This window comes from Paenibacillus daejeonensis DSM 15491 (genome assembly GCF_000378385.1).
Lineage (GTDB): Bacteria > Bacillota > Bacilli > Paenibacillales > Paenibacillaceae > Paenibacillus_D > Paenibacillus_D daejeonensis.
Genome location: NZ_KB899665.1, coordinates 338,208 through 359,815 on the forward strand (window position 1 = coordinate 338,208; position 21,608 = coordinate 359,815).

The following is a 21,608-nucleotide window of genomic DNA, read 5'->3' on the forward strand; positions in this document are numbered from 1 at the left end:
TCCCCGTCTATCGGGGCCCCACCCCACTACACCCATTCAAAGGAGAATGAGAATCCGTGAGTACTCGCAAGTCTTTTCGCTGGATTGCCCTGCTATCCGCTTGGTTTATTCTGCTCTCATCCGTACATATTTCTACTGCTGCAGCTGCCCCAGATCCGTCCGAGTTGGAGGATGGGTTGTATAGTGTAAGCTTTAACTCGTACAAACATAATACCAATGAAATTTCCGTGATGAATACGTATATCGGTACATCCGCCGTACTGGAAGTCAAAGATGGCGAACAGACGGTGCATGCGTTGCTCCGCTTCAGCAACTGGATTAAAGAGCTGAAGATTGGAACAACCATAGAATCGCAAACCGATGTCGTTAATCTGACCGAGGATCTGTGGGTTTTTGATTTTGTAAATACACAAGGTGACACGTACCCGCGTACGTCTCGTATTGTGAGCTTCCCTGTTGAACAATTGGGCAATTTCAATTACGAAGGCTTCACACACATTGAGGTGCCGCAAGGCCAACTGCCCTTCACTTATAACCACAAGTACGATTTGCATTTTCAGGTAGGCGAGCCAGCAGGTCTTGTGGCCAACAGTACAGGAACGCTTGCTGACTTGCAGCAAGCGATTGGCGGTGCAGAGCAGGTGCTGGACGCTGGCAAACGGCATGCTGATTTTGTCGCAAGCAGAGCGATCGATCTTACCGATTCCATTACGTATGCCAAGGCTATTGCTGCATTGCCATCGGCTACTCCATTGCAAATAACGGCAGCTCAGCATTATCTGGAACAGGATGCGGCTGTATTTGCCGACTTGTACCCAGGTGAGCAAACAGCGGACATCACTGTCCAGGCCGTCCATGCGACGGATGATTATCGCTCTTCTGCAATGTCTGGTTATCTGGCCAGTCCCAAAGCAGTAACGAGTGCTGCCGGAACGGCTGTTCAATTACTAATTAATGATCACAAGACAGTGACGAGCTTCATGGTGGAGCAGAACGGAGAATTGGTGGAGGCAACGAACGTGTCGGTGAATGCTGATGCGAATACGCGCCTAATCGAATTCCCGGTCTCAAGTCTCGATGCTGTCATTAATGCACGTGTTCATGTGTCAACTACATTGGATAATGGCCAGCCTTACGAGATGGATCATAATATTCGCTTGATTTTCAACCGTGCATTGAACCGTGTCGAGTTGCAATCGGAAGTGACTGCAGCCCAACAATTGCATAACCAAGCTGTGGTCGGAACAGAGGTTGGCCAATATCCGCAGGAAGCCACAACAGCTCTGCAAGCCGCCATTAATCAGGCTAAAGTGGATGGAAGTATGCTATCTACCCAGGAAAAAGTAAACGCAGCCTTGGCAAATCTGAGGACGGCAGTAGAAGCATTCAAGAGTGCTGTTGTTGCAGCACCAGGTAACGGTCAAGGCACCCCGATCTCGATTCAGGTCGTGCATGGAACCGATGATTACCGCTCTTCGTCGATGGCCAGCTATCTGCTGAATCCTAGAGCTGTGACAGAAAACGGCGAGACATCCGTTCAACTGACAGTTAAGGATCATACCATTGTAACCAGCTTCAAAGTGCAACAAGCAGGCGAGCTGAAAGAAGCGGCTACCGTATCTGTTGATACAGAAACGAATACTCGCTTGGTCACATTCCCGGTTTCCAGCCTGGATGCCGTAGTCCAAGCACGCGTTCATATCTCGACGTCGATGCCGAACGGCAGCCCGTATGAAGTGGATCATGACATTCGTCTGATCTTCAACCGTGCGCTGGATCGTGCTGACCTGCAAGCGGAAGTCACGTCTGCACAAAAGCTTCATGACGAAGCAGTTGTCGGAACGGCAGCTGGACAATATCCGGCAGCGGCCAAGACGGCACTACTGACAGCAATCAACAAGGCAAAAGTGGACGGCAGTATGCTCTCCACCCAAGCGAAAGTAAACACAGCTTTGACGGAGCTGAAAGCAGCAGTCAACACGTTCAAAGGGGCGGTTGTCGCTCCTGGAAACGGCGGTGGTCCAGTTACGCCTCCACCGGGTGGATTGGCTGATGGGAAATACTCAATTAATCTCCGTGTTCTGAAAAATGGAACTTCTGAAACATCTATCATGAATGGATATGTGTATCATCCAGCAAGGCTCCTTGTCCAAAATGGAGTTAAAACCATTGTGATGAATCTGGGTGTAAGTGATAAAATCACTTCTTTTTCGGTAAGTGGTTCATCCATTTCAGTTGTAGAAACGAATGCAAATGAAAATAGCCGTCGAGTCAGTTTTAATGTATCGGATCTCACACAAAAATTGGATGGAGAAGTCCGAATAGATTGGAGCGAAATCAATTATCATTATACGTATAAAATTCAGTTGGAATTTGGAAATCCAATAGAAGTTGATGAATGGCCTGTTGAAAATCCGCCTAATCCCAATCCTCCAACGGAAACACCTAACCCTAATCCACCAGCAACCGGTGGTAACGGTACGGGTGGAGGTGGAACGACGCCAGGCGAAGAGGGAGAGCAGGGCACCGAGCCAGGTACAGACAACGGCTCGGAGAATCCATCGCAGCCTGGTAGTAACGGGAATGGTGGCGGAACCGAAACACCTACGCCGCCGGCCGTTACATTCACGGACACTGCAACGCACTGGGCGAACCAATCCATTGCTCGTGCAACGGAGCTGGGAATCGTGAATGGTTATGCTGACGGCACATTTAAGCCGAATGCCACAGTGAACCGTGCCGAGTTCGCAGCCATCATCAGCCGTGCGTTCCAACTGGATCTGAACGCACCAGCCTCATCCTTCAGCGATTGGAATGGCGTACAGGCCTGGGCTAAGCCATTCATCGAGCAAGCGGTCGCCGCAGGTATCATCAACGGCTACGAGGATGGTTCATTCCGTCCAACACAGCAGGTGAGCCGTACGGAGATCGCAGTGATGATCGTCCGTGCGCTGGGGCTGCACACAAATAGCGAGGCGGAGCTAAGCTTCCAGGATGCCGGACAAATCCCGGCTTACGCCAAGCCATACATCGCAGCGGCTGTGGAGCATGGTCTGATTGAAGGACTGGGCAACAATACCTTTGGCGCTCAGGCACCAGCTACCCGCGCCCAAGCGATCACACTGATTCTGCGCGCACTGGATTACCTGGCCGCATCGCAGAATGGTCAGGCCGCTTAAATCGCAGCGTATCACTGAACCGAACAAGACAACGAGCACGTACGAGGACGCCAGAACACTGGTGTCCTCTGCGCGCTTGCAAGCACAGAGCTGGCCCAGCCGGCCGCACCAGAGCCCAGCAAGTAAAGAAAATGTACTTGCACGCACCCAACATGCCGCACCCGAGCGCAGCAAGTAAAGAAAATGTACTTGCTGGCCCCTAGCATGCCGCACCCGAGCGCTGCAAGTAAAGAAAATGTACTTGCACGCACCCAACATGCGGCACCCGAGCGCAGCAAGTAAAGAAACTATACTTGCGGACCCCAGCGTGTACCACTGTCAAGAAAATGGACACAAATTAAGCAACCTGGAGTTGTTCGTAATACTTCTTCTCGGCCATGTGCGGAGTGAGGTAGCCAATGGATGAATGGATTCGAATCCGGTTGTACTCAAGCGTAATGTATGAGCGGATTGCACGGTAGGCCTGTTGGCGTGTCTGAAACGTCGTCAAATACACGAGTTCCTTTTTGAAGACGCTATGGAACGCTTCAATACAGGCGTTATCGTAGCAATTCCCTTTGCGACTCATACTTCCAACCATCCCATAACTCTCTAAGCGTTTACGGTAATCCTTGGCGGCGTACTGAGAGCCTCGATCGGAATGGTGAATGAGTCCTGCCTTTGGCTGCTGCAGTTTGTAGGCCATGTCGAGGGCGTCCAGAGCAAGTTCCTGGGTCATCCGGCTGCCCATTGAATAGCCTACAATTTTGCGAGAGTACAGGTCCATCACGCTCGCCAAATACACCCACCCTTGCTGAGTGGCGACATAGGTAATGTCGGAAACCCACGTATGGTTAGGGGCTTCAACCTTGAACTGACGATCCACCAAATTGGGGAACACCGGTTGGTTATGCTTGGAGTTGGTGGTTGCCTTGTACTTCTTCACCACACGAGAGACCAACCCCATCTCTTTCATGAACTTCGCTACCGTCTTAGGGGAGATCACCCAGCCCTCTTCGCGCAGCTTAGCCGTGATCTTCAGGCTCCCGTAACGCTGCTTAAAGCCGTTAAAATGATGCTGGATTCGCTTCTTCAGCTTTGCTTGGCGCTTGTGTGTATCACTGGGTTTGCGGTGCACCCAGCGGTAGTAACCGCTTCTAGATACCTTCATCAACTGGCACATCTTCTGGACGCGGAACTGGAAGCGGTGTTTGTGGATAAACTTAAAAATCAGTCCCGATTTTTCGTGAAGAAGTGCATGGCCTTTTTTAAGATTTCGTTCTCCTCCTGCAGTTCACGGTTCATCTGCTCTAGCTGTTTCAGATGTTCCTTGTCCACAAAGAGCTGGGACTTCTCTCCCGTCTCACTGTACTGACGTTTCCACTTTCGGATACTGGAAGCCGGCACATCAATCTCTCTAGCTACTTCGGTGGGGGTTTTACCCGCCTCCATCATATGCTGCACCGTATTACGCTTAAACTCTTCATCAAAGTGCTGTCGCTGTTCTCCCATAAGTCACCTCAACCTGATCGAATTCTTTATTCTATATTATCAGGTCGCTCTTACATCGTGTCTAAATTTCAGTTTACATGCAGCGTGCCGTGTCCAAGCGCCGCAAGTAAAGAAACTTTCGCTGGAGCGGCGGTGTGCGCCGAGTTGTGCGCTCCAAGGCAAGAAACTTTCGCTGTAGCAGCAGTATGCGCCGAGTTGTGCGCTCCAAGGCAAGAAACTTTCGTTGCAGCAGCAGTATGCGCCGAGTTGTGCGCTCTAAGGCAAGAAACTTTCGCTGTAGCAGCAGTATGCGCCGAGTTGTGCGCTCCAAGGAAAAAAACTTTCGCTGCAGCAGCAGTATGCGCCGAGTTGTGCGTTCCAAGGCAAGAAACTTTCGCTGGAGCGGCGGTGTGCGCCGAGTTGTGCGCTCCCAAGGCAAGAAACTTTCGCTGCAGCGGCAGTATGCGCCGAGTTGTGCGCTCCAAGGCAAGAAACTTTCGCTGGAGCGGCGGTGTGCGCCGAGTTGTGCGCTCCAAGCCCAGCAAGTAGTAAGGAGGACATATGAGAAAAGATTACCGTACACGGTTCAAGCCCTTACTCGGGGTCCAGACCCTGCTGCTAATGTTACTGCTCCTGAGCGCTTGCGGATCAGAGCCGCCGCTCAGTAACCAGCCGCAAGACACATCCGACGCGCAGACCGTCCAGGCCGCTGCACCTGAACCCGAAGCGGAGGCGGAGACCGCGAAGCCTCCGCAATCGGAGGAGCAGCGTATCGTCTCGACCACGGTCGCCATTACGGAGATCATGGATGCCCTGGAGCTGGAGCTCGCCGGAATCCCCAAGAGCGTCAAGACTTTGCCCGCACGCTATGACGGCGTGACCGAAGTCGGCAATCCGATGAGTCCGGACATGGAGCTCGTCAAGTCACTGAAGCCGACAGAAGTGCTGTCGGTGACAACTCTCCAATATGACCTGGAGCCCGTATTCGACAATGTCAACCTGGACGCGACGTTTCTGGATTTCACATCACTCTCGAACATGCAAGCAGCAATAACGGATCTGGGTGCACGATATGACCGGGAGCAGCAGGCTTCAGCAATCGTCGAGACCCTCGATGCGCAGGTCGCAGAAATTCGTGAAGCGGCCAGGGGCCGGGAGCAGCCGACCGTGCTCATTCTGTTGGGCGTGCCGGGCAGCTATCTCGTCGCGACGGAGCATTCTTATATTGGCGACCTGGTGCGACTGCTGGGCGGTGTCAATATTGTGCAGGGCGAGAGTGTGGAATATCTGGCTTCTAATACGGAGTACCTGCAGCAGGCCAATCCGGACGTCATTCTGCGGGCCGCGCATGGGATGCCGGAAGAGGTCGTGAAGATGTTCGACGCCGAGTTCAAGACCAATGACATCTGGAAGCATTTCAAGGCGGTCCAGACTGGCCGCGTCTATGATTTGGAGGAAGCGTTATTCCCGACCACCGCCAACCTCGCTGCCGACCGCGCGCTTGCCGCGCTGGCAGAGATGCTCTATCCCTAAGCGAACGTGATTCTAACTGGTGAGGAACGATAGCATGTCTACTTTACGAACTACATTCAAATTTACTGTTGTATTGTTGCTCCTGGCAGCGGCTGTACTCATCTCCATAACGACAGGCAGCATCAAGGTTGGCCTGTGGGAGCTGCTCCAGGGACTCTTCAGCGGTACCAACGAGCAAGTCGAAGTCATTCGTGATCTTCGTTTACCGCGAATCATCGTCTCCATGCTATCCGGTGCGGCGCTTGCTGTCTCCGGTGTGCTGCTGCAGGCAGTCATGCGCAACCCGCTGGCCGACGCAGGCGTTATCGGTATTGCCTCGGGCGCGGGATTCGTTTCTCTGTTGCTGGTGACGCTGTTCCCGGCGATGTTCTTCTGGATGCCGCTGTTCTCCTGCCTGGGCGGGGCGCTCGCTTGCTTCCTGGTCTACTCGCTCTCCTGGCGCTCGGGTCTGCAGCCGATGCGGCTGATCCTGGTGGGCGTAGCCATTAACGCTACCTTCACCGGATTAGGCCAGTCATTCAATTACCGGGGCAGCTATGCAGTCACCTCGGTCAATCAGGCGATCAGCTCGATCTTCACGATGAAGACCTGGACGGATGTGGAGATCCTTGGCATTTATGCATCCATTGGATTAATCCTCTCCTTACTTGTTGGCTCCTGGTGCAACATGCTGGCCCTCCAGGACAAGACGGCGGGAAATCTCGGTATGCGTGTGACCCAGGCTCGGCTGCTAATCTCAGTCATCGCCGTCCTGCTTGCTTCGACCGCCACCGCAGTTGGTGGGCTGATTGCTTTTGTCGGACTCCTGGTACCGCACATCGGCCGCCAGATTGTTGGTTCGGATCACTGGTTGTTGATCCCGTTCTCCGCAATCAGTGGCGCGCTGCTGATACTGGTCGCTGATACCTTGGGCCGAACGATTCTGGCACCCACCGAAATTCCGGCCTCGATCCTGATGACGATCATCGGCGGGCCATTTCTTATTTTCATGCTTAGAAGGAGTGATCGGCTTCATGGAGCTTAAGGGCCTTACCTTCTCGTACGACGGAAGAATAGATCAGCTCAAGCAAGTGGAGGACCGCATCCCGACGGGACAGATTACAACGATAATCGGACCGAATGGCAGTGGCAAATCCACGCTGCTTGGCGTCATGGCCCGCAATCTCTCTCCGCGCGAGGGAGAAGCCGTGCTGGACGGCAAGGCGATCATAGCTTATGCACCAAAAGAACTCGCCCGTAAACTGGCAGTCGTGCACCAGCATAATGATGCGCCACCGGATCTGACAGTCCAGCGCCTTGTCGCCTATGGACGTCTACCGCATCGGCGGATGTGGTCGCAGCAGAGTGAGGAGGATGAAGCGGCTATCCAATGGGCATTGGAAAGCACCCGGCTGCTCGACAAACGGGAGTCCCGGCTTTGCACACTGTCTGGAGGTGAGCGGCAACGGGCCTGGATTGCCATGGCGCTTGCGCAGCGAACGAAGCTGCTTTTTCTCGATGAGCCCACAACGTTTCTGGATATGTATCATCAGATTGAATTGCTGGAGTTAATTCGACACTTAAATGAGGAGCATGGGATCACCATTGTGATGGTGCTCCATGACATTAATCAGGCACTGCGCTACAGTCATCATCTGATCGTCATGAAGGAGGGGGAGGCAAGACTCAGCGGAGCGCCGCGGGAAGTTATCACTTCGGCTGCGCTGGCTGACATCTATGGGGTAAAGGCGGTGCTGCGGGAGGATGATCAGGCTGGCCTGGTCGTACTCCCGCTCGGGACAGCAGAAGCTGCACATATGTAGGGTTAGTCGGTAGCAAACACGACGTTCTGCAAGTCGATTTCCCCTTCAATGGTAAACAGGACAATGGTGCCGTCGGGGTAATCACTCAACTGATTGCTGACCCAGGAGCCGGCTCCACGGTTATCTGAGGGACTTATGTAGGCAATACTCGCACCTTCGCCGCCTTCGGCACACATGGCCATCGGCCATTCGTCACGGTCCAGGCCTTTTCGTGTAGGGATGCCACGGAGCGACAAATCTCGATTGCGATCTGCACCTTGGCGGTCGATGGTACAGGTGGCGGAGGATCCCTTTCCGATGGCGGCGGCAATATGCGATCCGGTTTCAGGATAGCGATCCGCCGGAAACATCAGCTCATAATCATGGATACCGGCAGGTGCAGGCGAATCTGTCGGCAGCCAATCCGGATCCAATACCCCGATCGCTATCAGAATCGTCAGCGCAAATCCAATCAGCAGGGCAATTCCTCCACTGGGGGCGCGTTTTGTTCGTCTTCGCGTGCTTCTCATTGTTCCTCCTCTGACTGTATAAATAGGGCCAGAGAATAGTATACCATGCGAGTTAAATCATGGGCTTATTAAAAATGAATGCACAAAAAACCGCCTATCCCTTGGATCAGGCGGTTCGGTCAGACACTGATCGGCTTACGTGTCATCATCTCATACAACGTATGGTACGCTCTGGCGATATCAGAGTTTGGATTATTGGCTAAATGTTGCCTGTATTCATGACTCATCTCCATCAGCAATTCCCGGTAATGCCGTTTTTTCTCGGTTTCGGGGAAGAGGGAGCGGCTCATAAGCATCGCTTCGTCTAGATATCGCTGCGGGGGCTTACTCATGCTGATCAACTCCTTGAAGTCTGGCTATCCTTATATTAACCTGTCCTGTTACATTCGAATCGGTAGCTTAACAAATTTAACACATCTTTTTTGGCCATGCCACTCCCTTTCGACAATCGTCACGGAATCGACAAGCTCCGTCCACGTACCCGCAGACTTTGACGATTCGCCGACTGTCCGAGACGTTTAATCACTAGTATCGGGCTTTTAACCGCCCAGACTGTGAGCTAGAAGGGAGACTGATCCGTGTGAATACATGGCAATTGTTTAAAGACGGTAAATGGCGACCGGCACGCTCCGGTCAAACGTACGAAGTGACCAATCCCGCTAATGGCGAGGTTGTAGCGGTTGCTGCATCTGGAGATGCCGAGGATGCGGCGGATGCGGTGAGGGCAGCTGAAGCTGCCTTCTCAGCATGGGCTGCAACCCCGGCCAAGGAACGAGCAGAACTACTGGAGCGCCTGGCTGCTTTGCTGGAGGAAGACAGCGAGGAGCTGGCACGCCTCATTACGTTGGAAATGGGCAAGCCGCTTGCGGAAGCGAGAGGCGAAGTGAAAATCTCCGCCGATTATCTCCGTTGGAACGCTGGCGAAGGGGTGCGCGCCTATGGTCAGATGATTCCACCGCCTGCTGGAGACAAGCGATTGTTGACCTTGCGTCAGCCCGTTGGGCCGGTCGCGGCAATCACGCCTTGGAATTTCCCATTGTCCATGGTTGCGCGCAAACTGGGGCCTGCGCTGGCCGCTGGTTGTACCGTCGTCCTCAAGCCGGCAGGCCAAACCCCGGGACCTGCTGTTCGTTTCTGTGAACTCGCAGCTCGAGCTGGGATTCCTGACGGCGTCATCAATCTGGTGACAGGACCGTCAAGTCCAATCGGCGATACCCTGCTACAGGAGGAAGCGATTCGTAAGATTACCTTCACCGGCTCAACGGCCGTCGGCAAGCAGCTGATGGCACAAGCGGCCGAGCAGGTCAAGCGAGTGTCCATGGAGCTTGGCGGTCACGCACCGCTGCTGGTGTTCGAAGACGCGGATCTGGACGCGGCGGTTGCTGGGGCAGTCAGCAGTAAATTTCGTAATAGCGGTCAGACTTGTATCTGCGCCAACCGTATTTACGTTCAAGCTTCCATTGCCGAGGCATTCACGCAGAAGTTCAAAGCAAAAGTGGACGAGCTGGTCGTCGGTGACGGCCTTCAAGAGGAGACGACCATTGGTCCGCTGATTAACGCGGACGCCGTAGATAAAGTACAAGAACAGGTTCAGGATGCGCTGGATAAAGGTGCGAAGCTGATCAAGGGCGGTAGACGGAGTGACCGGGAGGGTAATTTCTACGAGCCCACCGTGCTTGCCGATGTCGACGAGTCCATGACCATCACGACGGAAGAAACATTTGGCCCTGTCGCGCCAATCTATGTCTTTGAGACCGAGGAAGAGGCCATTGCCAAGGCTAACGCCACGCCTTACGGGCTGGCCGCCTATTATTACACCCGTGATCTGGCTCGTTCGATTCGGGTCTATGAGGGTCTCCAGTATGGCATTATCGGCTGTAACGATGCCGTACCAACGACAGCAGAGGCCCCGTTTGGCGGCTTCAAGGAGAGCGGAATCGGTCGGGAAGGCGGTCCAGGGAGTATCGATGATTTTCTGGAAACCAAGTTCGTATCGATCGCGATTTAACTATGGGTTGTAGCACCTGCCATACACAACATAATGTCCGGTCCAGACTTGCGCTTAGCATAGTTATGATCGGACATTTTTTTGTTTTACAGACAGTTGGGCGCATCAAAAATCCCCTGTGCAACAGAGGATCTGTCGTACAGGGGATACAAGAAGCCGGTTTATTTGCTGTAAGCTGCTGCCGTCTCGACTGCCGTTTGCCTACCGTACAGTTGACGGAGAACATGCGGTTTGAGCGAAGAAGGCTGCGTAGAGAAGATCAGCTCATCGGCACCAATAACCGTAATTTCACCGGAGCTACTGCCGATTACCGTTCCATCCTCAATGATCGAGCCTTCGCCAATGATGGCGCGTGTAATCTTGACATTCCGGCCAATCTTCACGTTAGGCATAATAATGCTGTCCTCGATTTCGCTGCCGCGCCCAATCTGCACGCCATGGAATAGCACCGAGCGGGTCAGATCGCCGTCAACTGAGCAGCCATGGGGAATCACAGATTGTTCTACGGAAGCAAAAGGATCACGATAAGATGCCAAGTCACCGGATACCGCTTTGGTTTGCATTGGCCAAGCGTCCGTATCAATGGTCAGTCCGTTATCCAGAAGGTCCATATGAGCCTCCCAGAGGCTGTCAACCGTACCTACATCACGCCAGTAGCCGTTGAATGGGCAAGCGTACAGCTCGATTTGATCCTTTAACATTTTAGGGATGATATCCTTGCCGAAGTCATGGCTTGATTGAGCGTCTGCAGCATCTTCGATCAGATAGTCCCTCAAGGTTTCCCAGCGGAACATATAGATGCCCAGGGAAGCGAGGTTGCTCGCAGGCTTAGCCGGCTTTTCCTCGAAGCCAATGACGCGTTGCTGCTCATCGGTGTGCATGATTCCGAACCGGTGGGCTTCCTTCCACGGTACTTCTTTCACAGAAATTGTGGCATGGGCACCCGTGGAGGTGTGCACATCCAACAGCTCGCGATAATCCATATTATAAATATGATCACCCGACAGGATGAGTACATTTTCAGGTTGAAGCGCATCGAGATACGCAATGTTCTTGTAGATAGCATCCGCCGTTCCGGTATAGCCGTCTTTATGTTCGGAGGATGGAGGCAGCAAGGTGAAGCGACCTTCCTTCTCTTCAGGCATCCAGCAAGCTCCGTCCTCCAGATGACTATGGAGCGATTCAGCCCGGTATTGGGTCAAGACTCCGATCGAGTGAATGCCGGAATTTTTGCAATTGCTCAGCGGAAAGTCGATAATCCGGTATCGGCCTCCGAAAGGGACTGCAGGCTTGGCAAGCTTTGCAGTCAGGGGCGCAAGCCGCTTGCCCTCTCCACCGGCCAGGATCATCGCTACACATTCATTGGAAAACATACATTAAGTCCCTCCCGTATCATTAATTATCAAATTATGCCTTTTTGGTAAGTGTTTGGATTGCAAGTGAACCCGTTCCAAAATGACGATACGTATATATAACGCCTTGGACTTGTTTTGAAACCAGTTGACCAGGTTCAGAGGATAAAAGACCGGGCGTGGCGAACTAAGATAATGAACAATTCGTGAACAGCAACGCGGGGGCACTGAAAGACTGCTTCAATGAGAAGTAAACGGGGTAATTGGACTAAAACTATGGCTAATGATGGTGGTGAATACGTGCTGGGAACGACAATACGCTCGGAAGACGTGTTTCTTTTTCATGAAGGAACACTATATGAAAGTTATCGATTGCTGGGGTCGCATGTTGTGCGTGGTCGTGATCAAGAAATCGTAGGCACGCGCTTTACGGTATGGGCGCCGCATGCGCAATCGGTTGGCGTAGCAATGGACCGGAATCATTGGGACGGAACGGTTCATAGGCTGGAGCAAGTGCCCCAATCGGGATTGTGGACGGGGTATATCGAAGGCGTCAGTGAGGGAACGTTATATAAATATGAAATCATCGGATCTAGTGGGGAGAAGCTGCTCAAATCGGATCCCTATGCGTTCGAGTGCGAACTCAGACCTCGCACGGCTTCGGTTGTACGCGACATCGAAGGCTATCAGTGGCGGGACAAGGCCTGGGTACGCAAGCGCAAAGCGCCGTACGATCAGCCGATGAATATTTACGAGGTACATCTGGGTACCTGGAAATATTCCGAAGCAGGCGAACTCCTGACCTATCGGGAGCTGGCAGGGGCGCTGCTCGATTATGTTGTTGAGATGGGCTATACCCACATTGAGCTGATGCCGCTCTCGGAGCACCCCTACGATTTATCATGGGGGTACCAGGTTACAGGTTTCTACGCAGCGACCAGCCGGTTTGGTTCTCCTCAAGACCTAATGTACCTGATCGACGAATCCCATAACCGTGGTGTCGGCGTGATCCTGGACTGGGTACCTGCACATTTTGCCAAGGATGCGCACGGTTTGCGTCAGTTTGACGGACAGCCGTTATTCGAGCATGAGGATCCCTTGATTGCCGAGAAGCCGGGTTGGGGAACGCTGGGATTTGACTACAGCAAGCCTGAGGTAAGATCATTCCTCATTTCCAATGCATTGTTCTGGATGGAGAAGTATCATGTAGACGGGCTGAGGGTCGATGCCGTCACCAGCATGCTGCTGCGTGATTTCGAGAAGAGCGAATGGCGTCCCAACGAAGAAGGCGGCAGAGAAGATAAAGATGCGATTTACTTTTTACAAAAGTTGAACGAGACGGTTTTCGGCACATTTCCACACACGCTGATGATGGCGGAGGAGTCAAGCGCCTGGCCTCTGGTTACGGCACCTGTGGAGCAGGGGGGATTGGGCTTCAATTATAAATGGAATATGGGCTGGATGAACGACACCCTCTCCTATTTTGAGCTCGACCCTATTCATCGTGCAGCCAAGCAGTCCTTGTTGACCTTTCCCATCGCTTATGCGTACACGGACAATTTTGTACTCCCGCTCTCCCATGATGAGGTCGTCCACGGCAAAAAATCGCTGTTGAACAAGATGCCTGGCAGCTATGAGCAAAAGTTTGCGGGTCTGCGAACGTTGCTGGCTTATTGGTTGTCGTTTCCCGGCAAAAAGCTGATGTTCATGGGGGGCGAATTCGGTCAATTCATCGAATGGAAGGACCAAGCTGAGCTGGACTGGCTGCTGCTCGACTATGAGATGCATCAGCGAATGCAGCATTTCACCCGCACCGTCAATGGTCTCTATCGTCAGGAGAAAGCGCTATGGCAGCTGGACCACGAGCTGTCCGGCTTTGAGTGGATCGATCACGAGGATCATATCCAGAACATAATTGTCTATCTGCGCAGGGGCAAGCGGAACGGCGAGACACTCATCGTCATCTGCAATTTTGCTCCGGTAGAACGTCAGGGCTACCGGATTGGCGTGCCTACAGCGGGGGATTATTACGAACTGCTGAATACCAGCGATGCCGAATTCGGCGGTGAGGGCCAGACCTCACAAGAGCCGTACCAGACGGACAAGCTGCCTTGGCATGATCGTAAGTACAGCTTGGAAATGACCTTGCCGCCGATGAGTGTCATCTGGCTTAAAAAGAATCGTGGAAGAGGGGTAAAGAAACCATGAAAGTGCTGTTCGCCGCTGCGGAAGGAAGTCCGTTCATGAAAACCGGCGGTCTCGCGGATGTCATATCGGCTCTGCCGAAAGCGCTGCTGGAGAGCGGAATCGATGTGCGAGTCATCATGCCCAAATACAAATCCATTCCCGAGTCTTATAGCTCCTCCATGCGCTTTATTAAAGCCATCGAGGTTCCGGTAGGCTGGCGTCAGGTCTATTGCGGGCTGTTTGAGCTGATGCACGAGGGCGTGATGTTCTATTTTCTGGACAGTGAATACTATTTTGGCGCCCGGGACACCGCCTATGGTCATTACGATGATGGCGAGCGTTTTGCTTTTCTGGACCGCGCGATCCTGGAAGCACTGCCGCATGTAGCTTTTCAACCGGATATCATCCACAGCCACGACTGGCATACCGGTATGGTTGCACCGCTGCTGGACAAGCACTATCGGCATGATCCATTCTATCGGGATATCCGGACCGTCTATACGATTCACAACTTGCAGTTTCAAGGCGTTTTTCCGTATGAAATACTGGGCGACCTGCTTGGGCTTGATCATGAAGCCTTTCATCCGGAACGCCTGGAATATCAGGGTGGCGTAAGCTTCATGAAGGGTGGTATTGTCTACTCGGACCGGGTGACTACAGTAAGTCAGACCTATGCGGACGAGATCCGGACATCGTATTACGGGGAAGGACTGGATGGAACCTTGCGCTGGCTTGGCGGGAGACTGAGTGGAATTGTCAATGGGATTGACGAGCAATCCTATAATCCGGCAACGGATCCCCATCTCTATCTGAGATACAGCTCGGACATTGCCAAGAAGCAGTCCAACAAAACAGAACTACAGCGTGTACTTGGACTGGAGCAGAACAAAGACATTCCGCTCATTGGCATGGTCACGCGATTGACGGATCAAAAAGGAATGGATCTGGTTTCACACGTGCTACAGGAGATTCTGGATGAAGACCAAGTGCAGTTTGCCATTCTTGGCAGCGGCGATCCCAAATATGAAGGCTTCCTTCTGGACAAGGCCTATCATCATCCGAAGAAGCTGGCGGTGCAGGTGCGTTTTGATGAACGATTGGCAAGGCAAATTTATGCCGCCTCTGATTTGTTCCTGATGCCTTCACGGTTTGAACCTTGCGGACTGAGCCAGTTGCTTGCGCTGCGATATGGGAGTATCCCGGTCGTACGTGAGACCGGTGGGCTGGTTGACACCGTCCAGGCCTACGATGAATATGCAGGCACAGGCAACGGTTTTTCCTTCACCAATTATAATGCGCATGACATGCTTCATACGATCCGCTATGCCTTGTCCTTCTATGGAACACCGGTATGGAAGGATCTTGTTCAGCAAGCCATGAGCGCGGATTATAGCTGGGGCCAGTCTGCAGCCAAGTACAAGGAGCTGTATGACGAGATTGTCGGGGCAAGGACGTCCGTTTCAACAGCGGGAGATTCAGTCGAATAGATCATGTGAAACGGGGCTTAGCCAGCTCCGTTTTTTTCTGCACGAATCTATAAAAGCGCTTGCAAATTGAGTCGCAGCTGGATAAAGCTTGTTTAGTCCTTTAGTCGCACGGGTAATAATGGGAACAACGAAGAACAGCGAACGGAAAGGATGACGAACCATGCTGAAATCGATCCTGGCTGCTATGATGATTATTGGCCTGTCAACCATTTCCCCAACGGCTCAAGGCCCTACCTCTAACCATGAACATTTTTCGTATACCTATCCTCCGCTTGCTGCTGGCAAAGCAGAAATCGGCGGATCCATCGGCACCCATCCAGGGGTTCCGGCGGAAACGACACAAGAACTTGCTGGTCTTCTTCCTGCACATATCCAAAAGCCGATTGGTGCGGCTGTTCCAGGGACGGAGACGGTCCACGTTCCTGAATCCTTGAACCATGACGTACCCGTGGTCACGGAGCATAACGAAGTGGAGTCTGTGGAGCATGAACCAGCGGAACAAGAGCCCGCATTGGAGCTTGGCTACCGTCAAGTGAATGGGCTGGATCTGGATGCGGATGCCGATACCGTCCTCCAACTGCTTGGCGACCCCGAGGAACGGACGACAGACCCGTTGCTGGGTACGGAGGAATATCATTATGCTGCACAAACCGTAGGACTCTATGAAGATCTGGTCGATTATATTATTGTTCCTGCTTCTGCCGGTCAGGTTCAACTGGGTAATGTCACGATTCCGCTTGATATGGAGCAGCTGAAGCAGCATTTGGGCGAACCGGATTACACCGCAGAGGATGGATTGGTCTATGTACAACAGGAGGTTTGTCTCAAACTCTTCTATGGAGAGAACGAAGCAGAGTTGGACTCTGTACAAATCTATTGGTTGTCCCATATCTGATCGGATGAATCAGTGGCAAAAATTGCCCATACCATCCTGTTTCAACTTCTGTAGGCAGTGGTAATTAGAGCTATGCTGGTCAACGCATAATTAATTTGAACTACTAACCATATGAATGGAGGAGAAGAAACATGAGACCGAATGTACAGATTGTCGATAACGGAATGGCTGCAATCAATGCGGTGAGGGAGCTTAACTCCCGTGGCTACAGTCAAGAGGATATCTACGTGCTCGCCCATGACAGTGATCAGACTGATTCGCTGAAGGAAGCGACGAACACGAACAAGATCAGTATGTCGGAGGAAGGTGTATTCAACTCCATGGCGAACTTGTTCAGAAGCCGCGGCGATGAGCTGAGAGCGAAGATGGAATCCGTAGGGATGACGAAAGCGGAAGCGGAACAATATGAATCGGAGCTTGATCGGGGCAAGGTCCTCGTCATCGCAACCGTACATTGAGGCCGATGCGCCAAGCCACCCCAGATAGAAAGACAAGTCTTCTTTGAAGGCTTGTCTTCTATTTGCGTGTAGCGGCCATTGGTCTGATCCGGTCATTTTTGTTGCAGCAGCATCGCCTAAGATATAGAGATAGCGAGGGGCATAGAGGATGAAGATAAGAACCAAATTAATCATCAGTTCCGCGATTATGATCGCGCTGCTGTTGATACTGGCCGGAGTTGCGATTAATAATATTTTTAAACTCAGCGGACAAATGAATGAAATGTATCAAGAGCGCTACAAGAAGATGGAGCTTGCATACGAAGGCAGGGGGCACATCAATGAGCTGGCCAAAGAAATAGCACGACTGATGCTAGATCCCACGTTAGAGAACGTGAACCGGCTTATGCCTGCCTTGGAAGCTCGTTATGAAGCGGCCGCGGCTTCATTTGACGAACTGGGATCAATGGTGCAGGCGAGCAATGTCCAAGTATCCGCCGCCGAGCAGCAGATTTTGTCCCAAGTCGATACGGCGCGCAGTCAGTTCTCACGATATGCTGTGGATCTGCTTACAGTGATCGAGAACGGAAGCGTCGAGGAGGCGCAGGCCTTGTATATTACGCAAGGGGGCAATGTCGAGGGCGAGTTGATCAACAAGACCAATGAACTGGCCACCTATCATAGCCGACTAATGGACGGTGCCTTCACGGAAGCGACAAGCAGCAACGAGCGGACGCTGACTGTGATGATTGCCGTAGCGGTTATGGGCTTGCTAATAGGTATCGTGACCATGCTCTGGAATATGCGTCTTGTTGGGCGGGGACTGGCCAGTCTGTCTGCCATGATCCGAGGATTTGCACAGGGCACAGTTGATGCATCTTCGCGGGTGGAGAATCTTAGCGATGATGAATTTGGCGATGTTGGCCGCGTATTTAACACCCTCGCCGAGAACCTGGAGCAGAAGAGTGAATATGAACTGAGATATAACAAACAGATGGAGGATGACTCCTGGATTAAGACGCACCTGACGCAGACAGTGATGGCTATTCAGAGCCAGACCGATCTGGCAAGGATGAGCAAGAGCTTCATTCAAGAACTGACGCCTCTGCTTGGTGCAAGCTACGGAGCCCTTTACATTCGAGAAGGAAACGGCACACAGCAGGCGCTTCGGCTGCAAGGCAGCTATGCCTTCCATGATGAGAAGGCTTGGCATTCTACATTCTTATATGGACAGGGTCTGGTTGGGCAATGTGCCGAGGACCGCAAAGTCATTGAGCTTCATGAACTGCCGTCGGACTACGTGAAGGTAAAATCCGGCACCGGTGAGACAGAGGCGAGCTATCTCGTCCTGCATCCCATCCAGTATCAGGATGAGCTGTTGGGCGTCTTGGAGATTGCTTCCTTGCGTCCCCTCTCTCCGGTAGAAAAGCAATTGCTTGAAGAAACTGTCGAGAGCCTGGGTATAATCCTGAATAGTCTGTTCGGACGGATTCGGGTAGAGGAGCTGCTCCGCGAATCGCAGACGCTCAGCGAGGAACTGCAGGCTCAGTCTGAGGAATTGCTCAGCCAGCAAGAAGAGCTGCGCAGCTCGAATGAACGGCTTGAAGATCAGACCCGTCAGCTCAAGAAATCAGAGGAGCTGCTGCAGAGCCAGCAGGAGGAGCTGGAGCAGAGCAACGAAGAGCTCCTGCAGAAGACTCACCTGCTAGAATTGCAGATGAAACGAACCGAAGAAAAGCATGAACAGGTGGAGAAGACCAGGCAGACGCTGGAGAAGCAAACGGTACAGTTGGCTCTGTCTTCCAAATATAAATCAGAGTTTCTTACCAACATGTCTCATGAGTTGCGGACGCCACTTAACAGCTTGCTGATTCTCTCTCAAATGCTGATGGACAACAAGGAGGGTAATCTTACTTCCAAGCAACTGGAATTTGCCGGTACCATCTACGCTTCTGGTAACGATCTGCTGAAGCTGATTGACGAGATTCTGGACCTCTCCAAAATTAGCGCCGGCAAGATGGATGTAGTCATTGAGCATCTGCCGATTACGGAGCTTGATCTGTATCTGCGACGCAGCTTTACACAGATGGGCTTGCAAAAGGGCGTATTGTTCGAGACGCATTTGGATGCCGAGCTGCCAGAACAAATCTATACCGACAGCCACCGCGTCAAGCAGATCCTGAAAAATCTGCTCTCCAACGCCTTCAAATTTACCCAGCAGGGCTCTGTCGAACTGACGATCCGCCCCGCTAGTCAGGAAGAGACGGACAACCACGAAGGCAAGATGATTGCTTTTGAGGTGAAAGATACGGGAATTGGTATTCCCGAAGACAAGCAACAGCTTATCTTTGAAGCTTTCCAGCAGGTCGATGGAACAACCAGCCGCATCTATGGCGGTACGGGCTTGGGATTGGCCATCAGCCGTGAACTTGCAGGCCTGCTCGGCGGAACCATATCGCTGCACAGCAAGGAAGGGGAAGGCAGTACGTTTACTCTTTATTTGCCGGAGTTTCTGGTAGCATCTGAAGCAGGCAGCGAGTTGCATGATAGTGTCCTGACCTCAACGGCGCTTGCTGATACAATCAGCGATTCAGTAGCCGACTCGGCAGCTCAGGCAGCACCAGCCAAGGAAAATCGCAGCTATGAAGGGGTTCGACTGCCGAATGCCAAGATCGACGATGATGCCGACAATCTTCAAGAGGGAGACAAGGTCGTTCTAATCGTCGAGGATGATATTCATTTTGCCAGAGTTCTCTTGGACATTGCGCGTACACGCGGGTTCAAAGGCATCGTTGCCATGCAGGGTGATAAGGGACTCTCCTATGCCAGAACGTATAAGCCGGATGCGATTCTGCTCGATATTCAGCTCCCTGTCCTCGATGGGTGGGCGGTGCTGAATCAGCTGAAGCATCATGCCGAGACGCGGCATATTCCTGTTCATGTCATCTCTGTCGTTGATGACATTCAGCATGGTCTGGCCATGGGCGCCATTGCCTATCTGAAGAAACCTGCAAGCAAGGAGCATCTGGATCAGGTATTCTCGCAAATTGAAGGCTTCATGGAACGTGATTTGAAACGATTGCTGGTTGTAGAAGATGATCTAGCGCAGCGCAATAGTATCGTGGAGCTGATTGGTCATGATGATGTACTCATTACTGCCGTATCTACGGGGCGCGAGGCGCTGACAGAGCTGAAGGGTGCTCACTATGACTGTATGGTGCTGGATCTTGGCCTGCCGGATATCTCGGGCTTCGAGTTACTGGATGCGATCCGCAAAGAGGAAGGACTCAGCGATCTGCCGGTTATCGTCTACACCGGAAGAGAGCTGGACAAGAAAGAAGAGCTGCGTCTGAAGCGGTATGCCGGCACCATCATTGTCAAGGACGTCAAGTCGCCAGAGCGGCTGCTGGATGAGACGACGCTGTTCCTGCACCGGGTCGAAGCAGATATGCCGGAGGATAAGCGCAATATGCTTCGCAAGCTGCACAATATTGAATCGATCTTCGAAGGCCGCAATATACTGATCGTCGACGATGATGTGCGTAACGTATTTGCACTCTCCAGCGTACTGGAGAATTACCGAATGAATATCAGTTTTGCCGAGAATGGGGTAGAGGCGCTCCAGCAATTGGAGAAGCAAGGGGATTTTGATCTCGTGCTGATGGACATCATGATGCCGGAGATGGATGGTTATGAAGCGATGCGGGAGATTCGCAGCATGCCGAAGTACGACAAGCTGCCGATTATCGCGATTACAGCCAAGGCCATGAAGGATGACCGTGACAAGTGCATCGAAGCCGGTGCCTCCGATTATATCGCAAAACCAGTAAATACCGAGCAACTGCTCTCCCTGATGAGAGTCTGGTTGTACAAGTAAGCAGGTGAGAGTGTTGGAATCCGAAGAGCGAGAACGTATTGAAATTGAGATGCTGCTTGAAGCGATATTTAGGCTATACGGCCATGACTTCCGCAATTATGCCTATTCCTCGATCCGCCGAAGGATCTGGCATCGCGTGCATGCGGAACGTCTGGACACGATTACCGGACTGGCAGAGCGAGTGATCCACGACCGGACCTGCATGAACCGGCTGCTCGCTGACATGACCATTCATGTAACAGAGATGTTCCGTGACCCGGAGGTGTTCCACACGTTCCGGACACAGGTCGTCCCGATTCTGCGCACGTATCCGTTCATTCGGGTATGGCACGCTGGTTGCTCTACGGGAGAAGAGGTCTATTCCATGGCCATTCTCCTGCATGAGGCCGGCTTGTATGAGAAGACCCGGATTTATGCAACTGACACCAATGCCGATGTACTGAATATTGCCCGCGAAGGCGTCTATCCGCTTGAACGGATGCAGCACTATACGCGTAACTATATGGAGGCTGGAGGGACGGAAGCCTTCTCTAACTACTACACCGCTCGTTATGACTCCGTCATCTTCCATTCCTTCTTAAAGAAGAATATGGTTTTTGGACAACACAATTTGGTGACGGATGGCTCTTTTAATGAGTTTAATGTCATCCTGTGCCGCAACGTCATGATTTATTTCAATAAGGACTTGCAGGATCATGTACATCGACTGTTGTACAACAGCTTAAGTATGTTTGGCATCTTGAATCTGGGCACCAAAGAGTCCATTAATTTCACATCGCATGCAGAAGATTACGAGGACCTGGATAGCCAAAGCCGACTGTACCGCAAGATCAAATAGGTGTGAACTGTTAGTAAAGGCAAACAACGAAAGG

At 52.2% G+C, this 21,608-nt stretch carries 14 protein-coding genes and 1 pseudogene; 11 read left to right on the forward strand and 4 right to left on the reverse strand.

Annotated elements, in window-relative coordinates; all coding sequences use genetic code 11:
• The first annotated feature begins 56 nt into the window (after positions 1 to 56).
• Entirely contained in the window at positions 57 to 3,179 is a 3,123-nt protein-coding gene (locus tag F556_RS36460; RefSeq protein ID WP_020618813.1) for an NEAT domain-containing protein, read from the forward strand.
• Between the two features lie 337 nt (positions 3,180 to 3,516).
• Here the strand turns inward: F556_RS36460 and F556_RS0120195 are convergent.
• A pseudogene (locus F556_RS0120195) lies at positions 3,517 to 4,670 on the reverse strand (IS3 family transposase).
• Positions 4,671 to 5,270: 600 nt separating this feature from the next.
• Here F556_RS0120195 and isdE point away from each other — a divergent pair.
• From isdE to F556_RS0120215, 3 genes are read left to right on the forward strand one after another with little or no spacing between them, the layout of a single operon-like run.
• Positions 5,271 to 6,182 (forward strand): heme ABC transporter substrate-binding protein IsdE, encoded by a 912-nt coding sequence (gene isdE, locus F556_RS0120205; RefSeq protein WP_157272867.1) that lies wholly within the window; start codon positions 5,271 to 5,273, stop codon positions 6,180 to 6,182.
• 34 nt (positions 6,183 to 6,216) lie between these two features.
• Entirely contained in the window at positions 6,217 to 7,206 is a 990-nt protein-coding gene (locus F556_RS0120210) for a FecCD family ABC transporter permease (protein ID WP_020618817.1), read from the forward strand.
• The gene (locus F556_RS0120215) at positions 7,196 to 7,984 is read left to right on the forward strand and encodes an ABC transporter ATP-binding protein (RefSeq protein ID WP_020618818.1); all 789 of its coding nucleotides are present in this window, start codon (positions 7,196 to 7,198) and stop codon (positions 7,982 to 7,984) included. Before F556_RS0120210 ends, F556_RS0120215 begins: the two co-directional genes overlap by 11 nt.
• A 2-nt stretch (positions 7,985 to 7,986) precedes the next feature.
• Here F556_RS0120215 and F556_RS34650 read toward each other — a convergent pair whose 3' ends face one another.
• Positions 7,987 to 8,493 (reverse strand): NucA/NucB deoxyribonuclease domain-containing protein, encoded by a 507-nt coding sequence (locus F556_RS34650; protein WP_020618819.1) that lies wholly within the window; start codon positions 8,491 to 8,493, stop codon positions 7,987 to 7,989.
• A gap of 119 nt (positions 8,494 to 8,612) precedes the next feature.
• Entirely contained in the window at positions 8,613 to 8,825 is a 213-nt protein-coding gene (locus F556_RS0120225; RefSeq protein ID WP_020618820.1) for a hypothetical protein, read from the reverse strand.
• A gap of 248 nt (positions 8,826 to 9,073) precedes the next feature.
• Between F556_RS0120225 and F556_RS0120230 the strand changes: the two genes are divergently transcribed.
• The gene (locus F556_RS0120230) at positions 9,074 to 10,501 is read left to right on the forward strand and encodes an NAD-dependent succinate-semialdehyde dehydrogenase (RefSeq protein ID WP_020618821.1); all 1,428 of its coding nucleotides are present in this window, start codon (positions 9,074 to 9,076) and stop codon (positions 10,499 to 10,501) included.
• 161 nt (positions 10,502 to 10,662) lie between these two features.
• Here the strand turns inward: F556_RS0120230 and F556_RS0120235 are convergent, their stop codons facing one another.
• The gene (locus F556_RS0120235; RefSeq protein ID WP_020618822.1) at positions 10,663 to 11,874 is read right to left on the reverse strand and encodes a glucose-1-phosphate adenylyltransferase; all 1,212 of its coding nucleotides are present in this window, start codon (positions 11,872 to 11,874) and stop codon (positions 10,663 to 10,665) included.
• 255 nt (positions 11,875 to 12,129) lie between these two features.
• On the opposite strand from F556_RS0120235, the gene glgB reads away from it, so the two are divergent.
• The 6 genes from glgB to F556_RS0120265 all read left to right on the forward strand — a co-directional run bounded on the left by glgB (position 12,130) and on the right by F556_RS0120265 (position 21,574).
• The gene (gene glgB / locus F556_RS0120240) at positions 12,130 to 14,061 is read left to right on the forward strand and encodes a 1,4-alpha-glucan branching protein GlgB (RefSeq protein ID WP_020618823.1); all 1,932 of its coding nucleotides are present in this window, start codon (positions 12,130 to 12,132) and stop codon (positions 14,059 to 14,061) included.
• Positions 14,058 to 15,527, forward strand: coding sequence for a glycogen synthase GlgA (glgA, locus tag F556_RS0120245; protein ID WP_020618824.1), 1,470 nt, complete (start codon positions 14,058 to 14,060; stop codon positions 15,525 to 15,527). The genes glgB and glgA overlap by 4 nt, the downstream gene beginning before the upstream one ends.
• A gap of 160 nt (positions 15,528 to 15,687) precedes the next feature.
• Positions 15,688 to 16,422, forward strand: coding sequence for a hypothetical protein (locus F556_RS36465; RefSeq protein ID WP_020618825.1), 735 nt, complete (start codon positions 15,688 to 15,690; stop codon positions 16,420 to 16,422).
• Positions 16,423 to 16,553: 131 nt separating this feature from the next.
• Entirely contained in the window at positions 16,554 to 16,880 is a 327-nt protein-coding gene (locus F556_RS0120255) for a YflT domain-containing protein (RefSeq protein ID WP_020618826.1), read from the forward strand.
• Between the two features lie 148 nt (positions 16,881 to 17,028).
• Positions 17,029 to 20,736: a response regulator gene (locus F556_RS0120260; protein WP_020618827.1), complete on the forward strand. Its 3,708-nt coding sequence runs from the start codon at positions 17,029 to 17,031 to the stop codon at positions 20,734 to 20,736.
• A 49-nt stretch (positions 20,737 to 20,785) separates the two neighbouring features.
• Entirely contained in the window at positions 20,786 to 21,574 is a 789-nt protein-coding gene (locus F556_RS0120265) for a CheR family methyltransferase (protein WP_083938074.1), read from the forward strand.
• Positions 21,575 to 21,608 lie beyond the last annotated feature (34 nt).

Coding starts and splice junctions, on each gene's coding strand:
- isdE (WP_157272867.1), top strand. CDS start 5,271: ATGTTACTGCTCCTGAGCGCTTGCGGATCAGAGCCGCCGCTCAGTAAC.
- F556_RS0120255 (WP_020618826.1), top strand. CDS start 16,554: ATGAGACCGAATGTACAGATTGTCGATAACGGAATGGCTGCAATCAAT.
- glgA (WP_020618824.1), top strand. CDS start 14,058: ATGAAAGTGCTGTTCGCCGCTGCGGAAGGAAGTCCGTTCATGAAAACC.
- F556_RS0120260 (WP_020618827.1), top strand. CDS start 17,029: ATGAAGATAAGAACCAAATTAATCATCAGTTCCGCGATTATGATCGCG.
- F556_RS0120265 (WP_083938074.1), top strand. CDS start 20,786: ATGCTGCTTGAAGCGATATTTAGGCTATACGGCCATGACTTCCGCAAT.
- F556_RS0120235 (WP_020618822.1), bottom strand. CDS start 11,874: ATGTTTTCCAATGAATGTGTAGCGATGATCCTGGCCGGTGGAGAGGGC.
- F556_RS0120210 (WP_020618817.1), top strand. CDS start 6,217: ATGTCTACTTTACGAACTACATTCAAATTTACTGTTGTATTGTTGCTC.
- F556_RS0120215 (WP_020618818.1), top strand. CDS start 7,196: ATGGAGCTTAAGGGCCTTACCTTCTCGTACGACGGAAGAATAGATCAG.
- F556_RS0120225 (WP_020618820.1), bottom strand. CDS start 8,825: ATGAGTAAGCCCCCGCAGCGATATCTAGACGAAGCGATGCTTATGAGC.
- F556_RS36465 (WP_020618825.1), top strand. CDS start 15,688: ATGCTGAAATCGATCCTGGCTGCTATGATGATTATTGGCCTGTCAACC.
- F556_RS34650 (WP_020618819.1), bottom strand. CDS start 8,493: ATGAGAAGCACGCGAAGACGAACAAAACGCGCCCCCAGTGGAGGAATT.
- glgB (WP_020618823.1), top strand. CDS start 12,130: ATGGCTAATGATGGTGGTGAATACGTGCTGGGAACGACAATACGCTCG.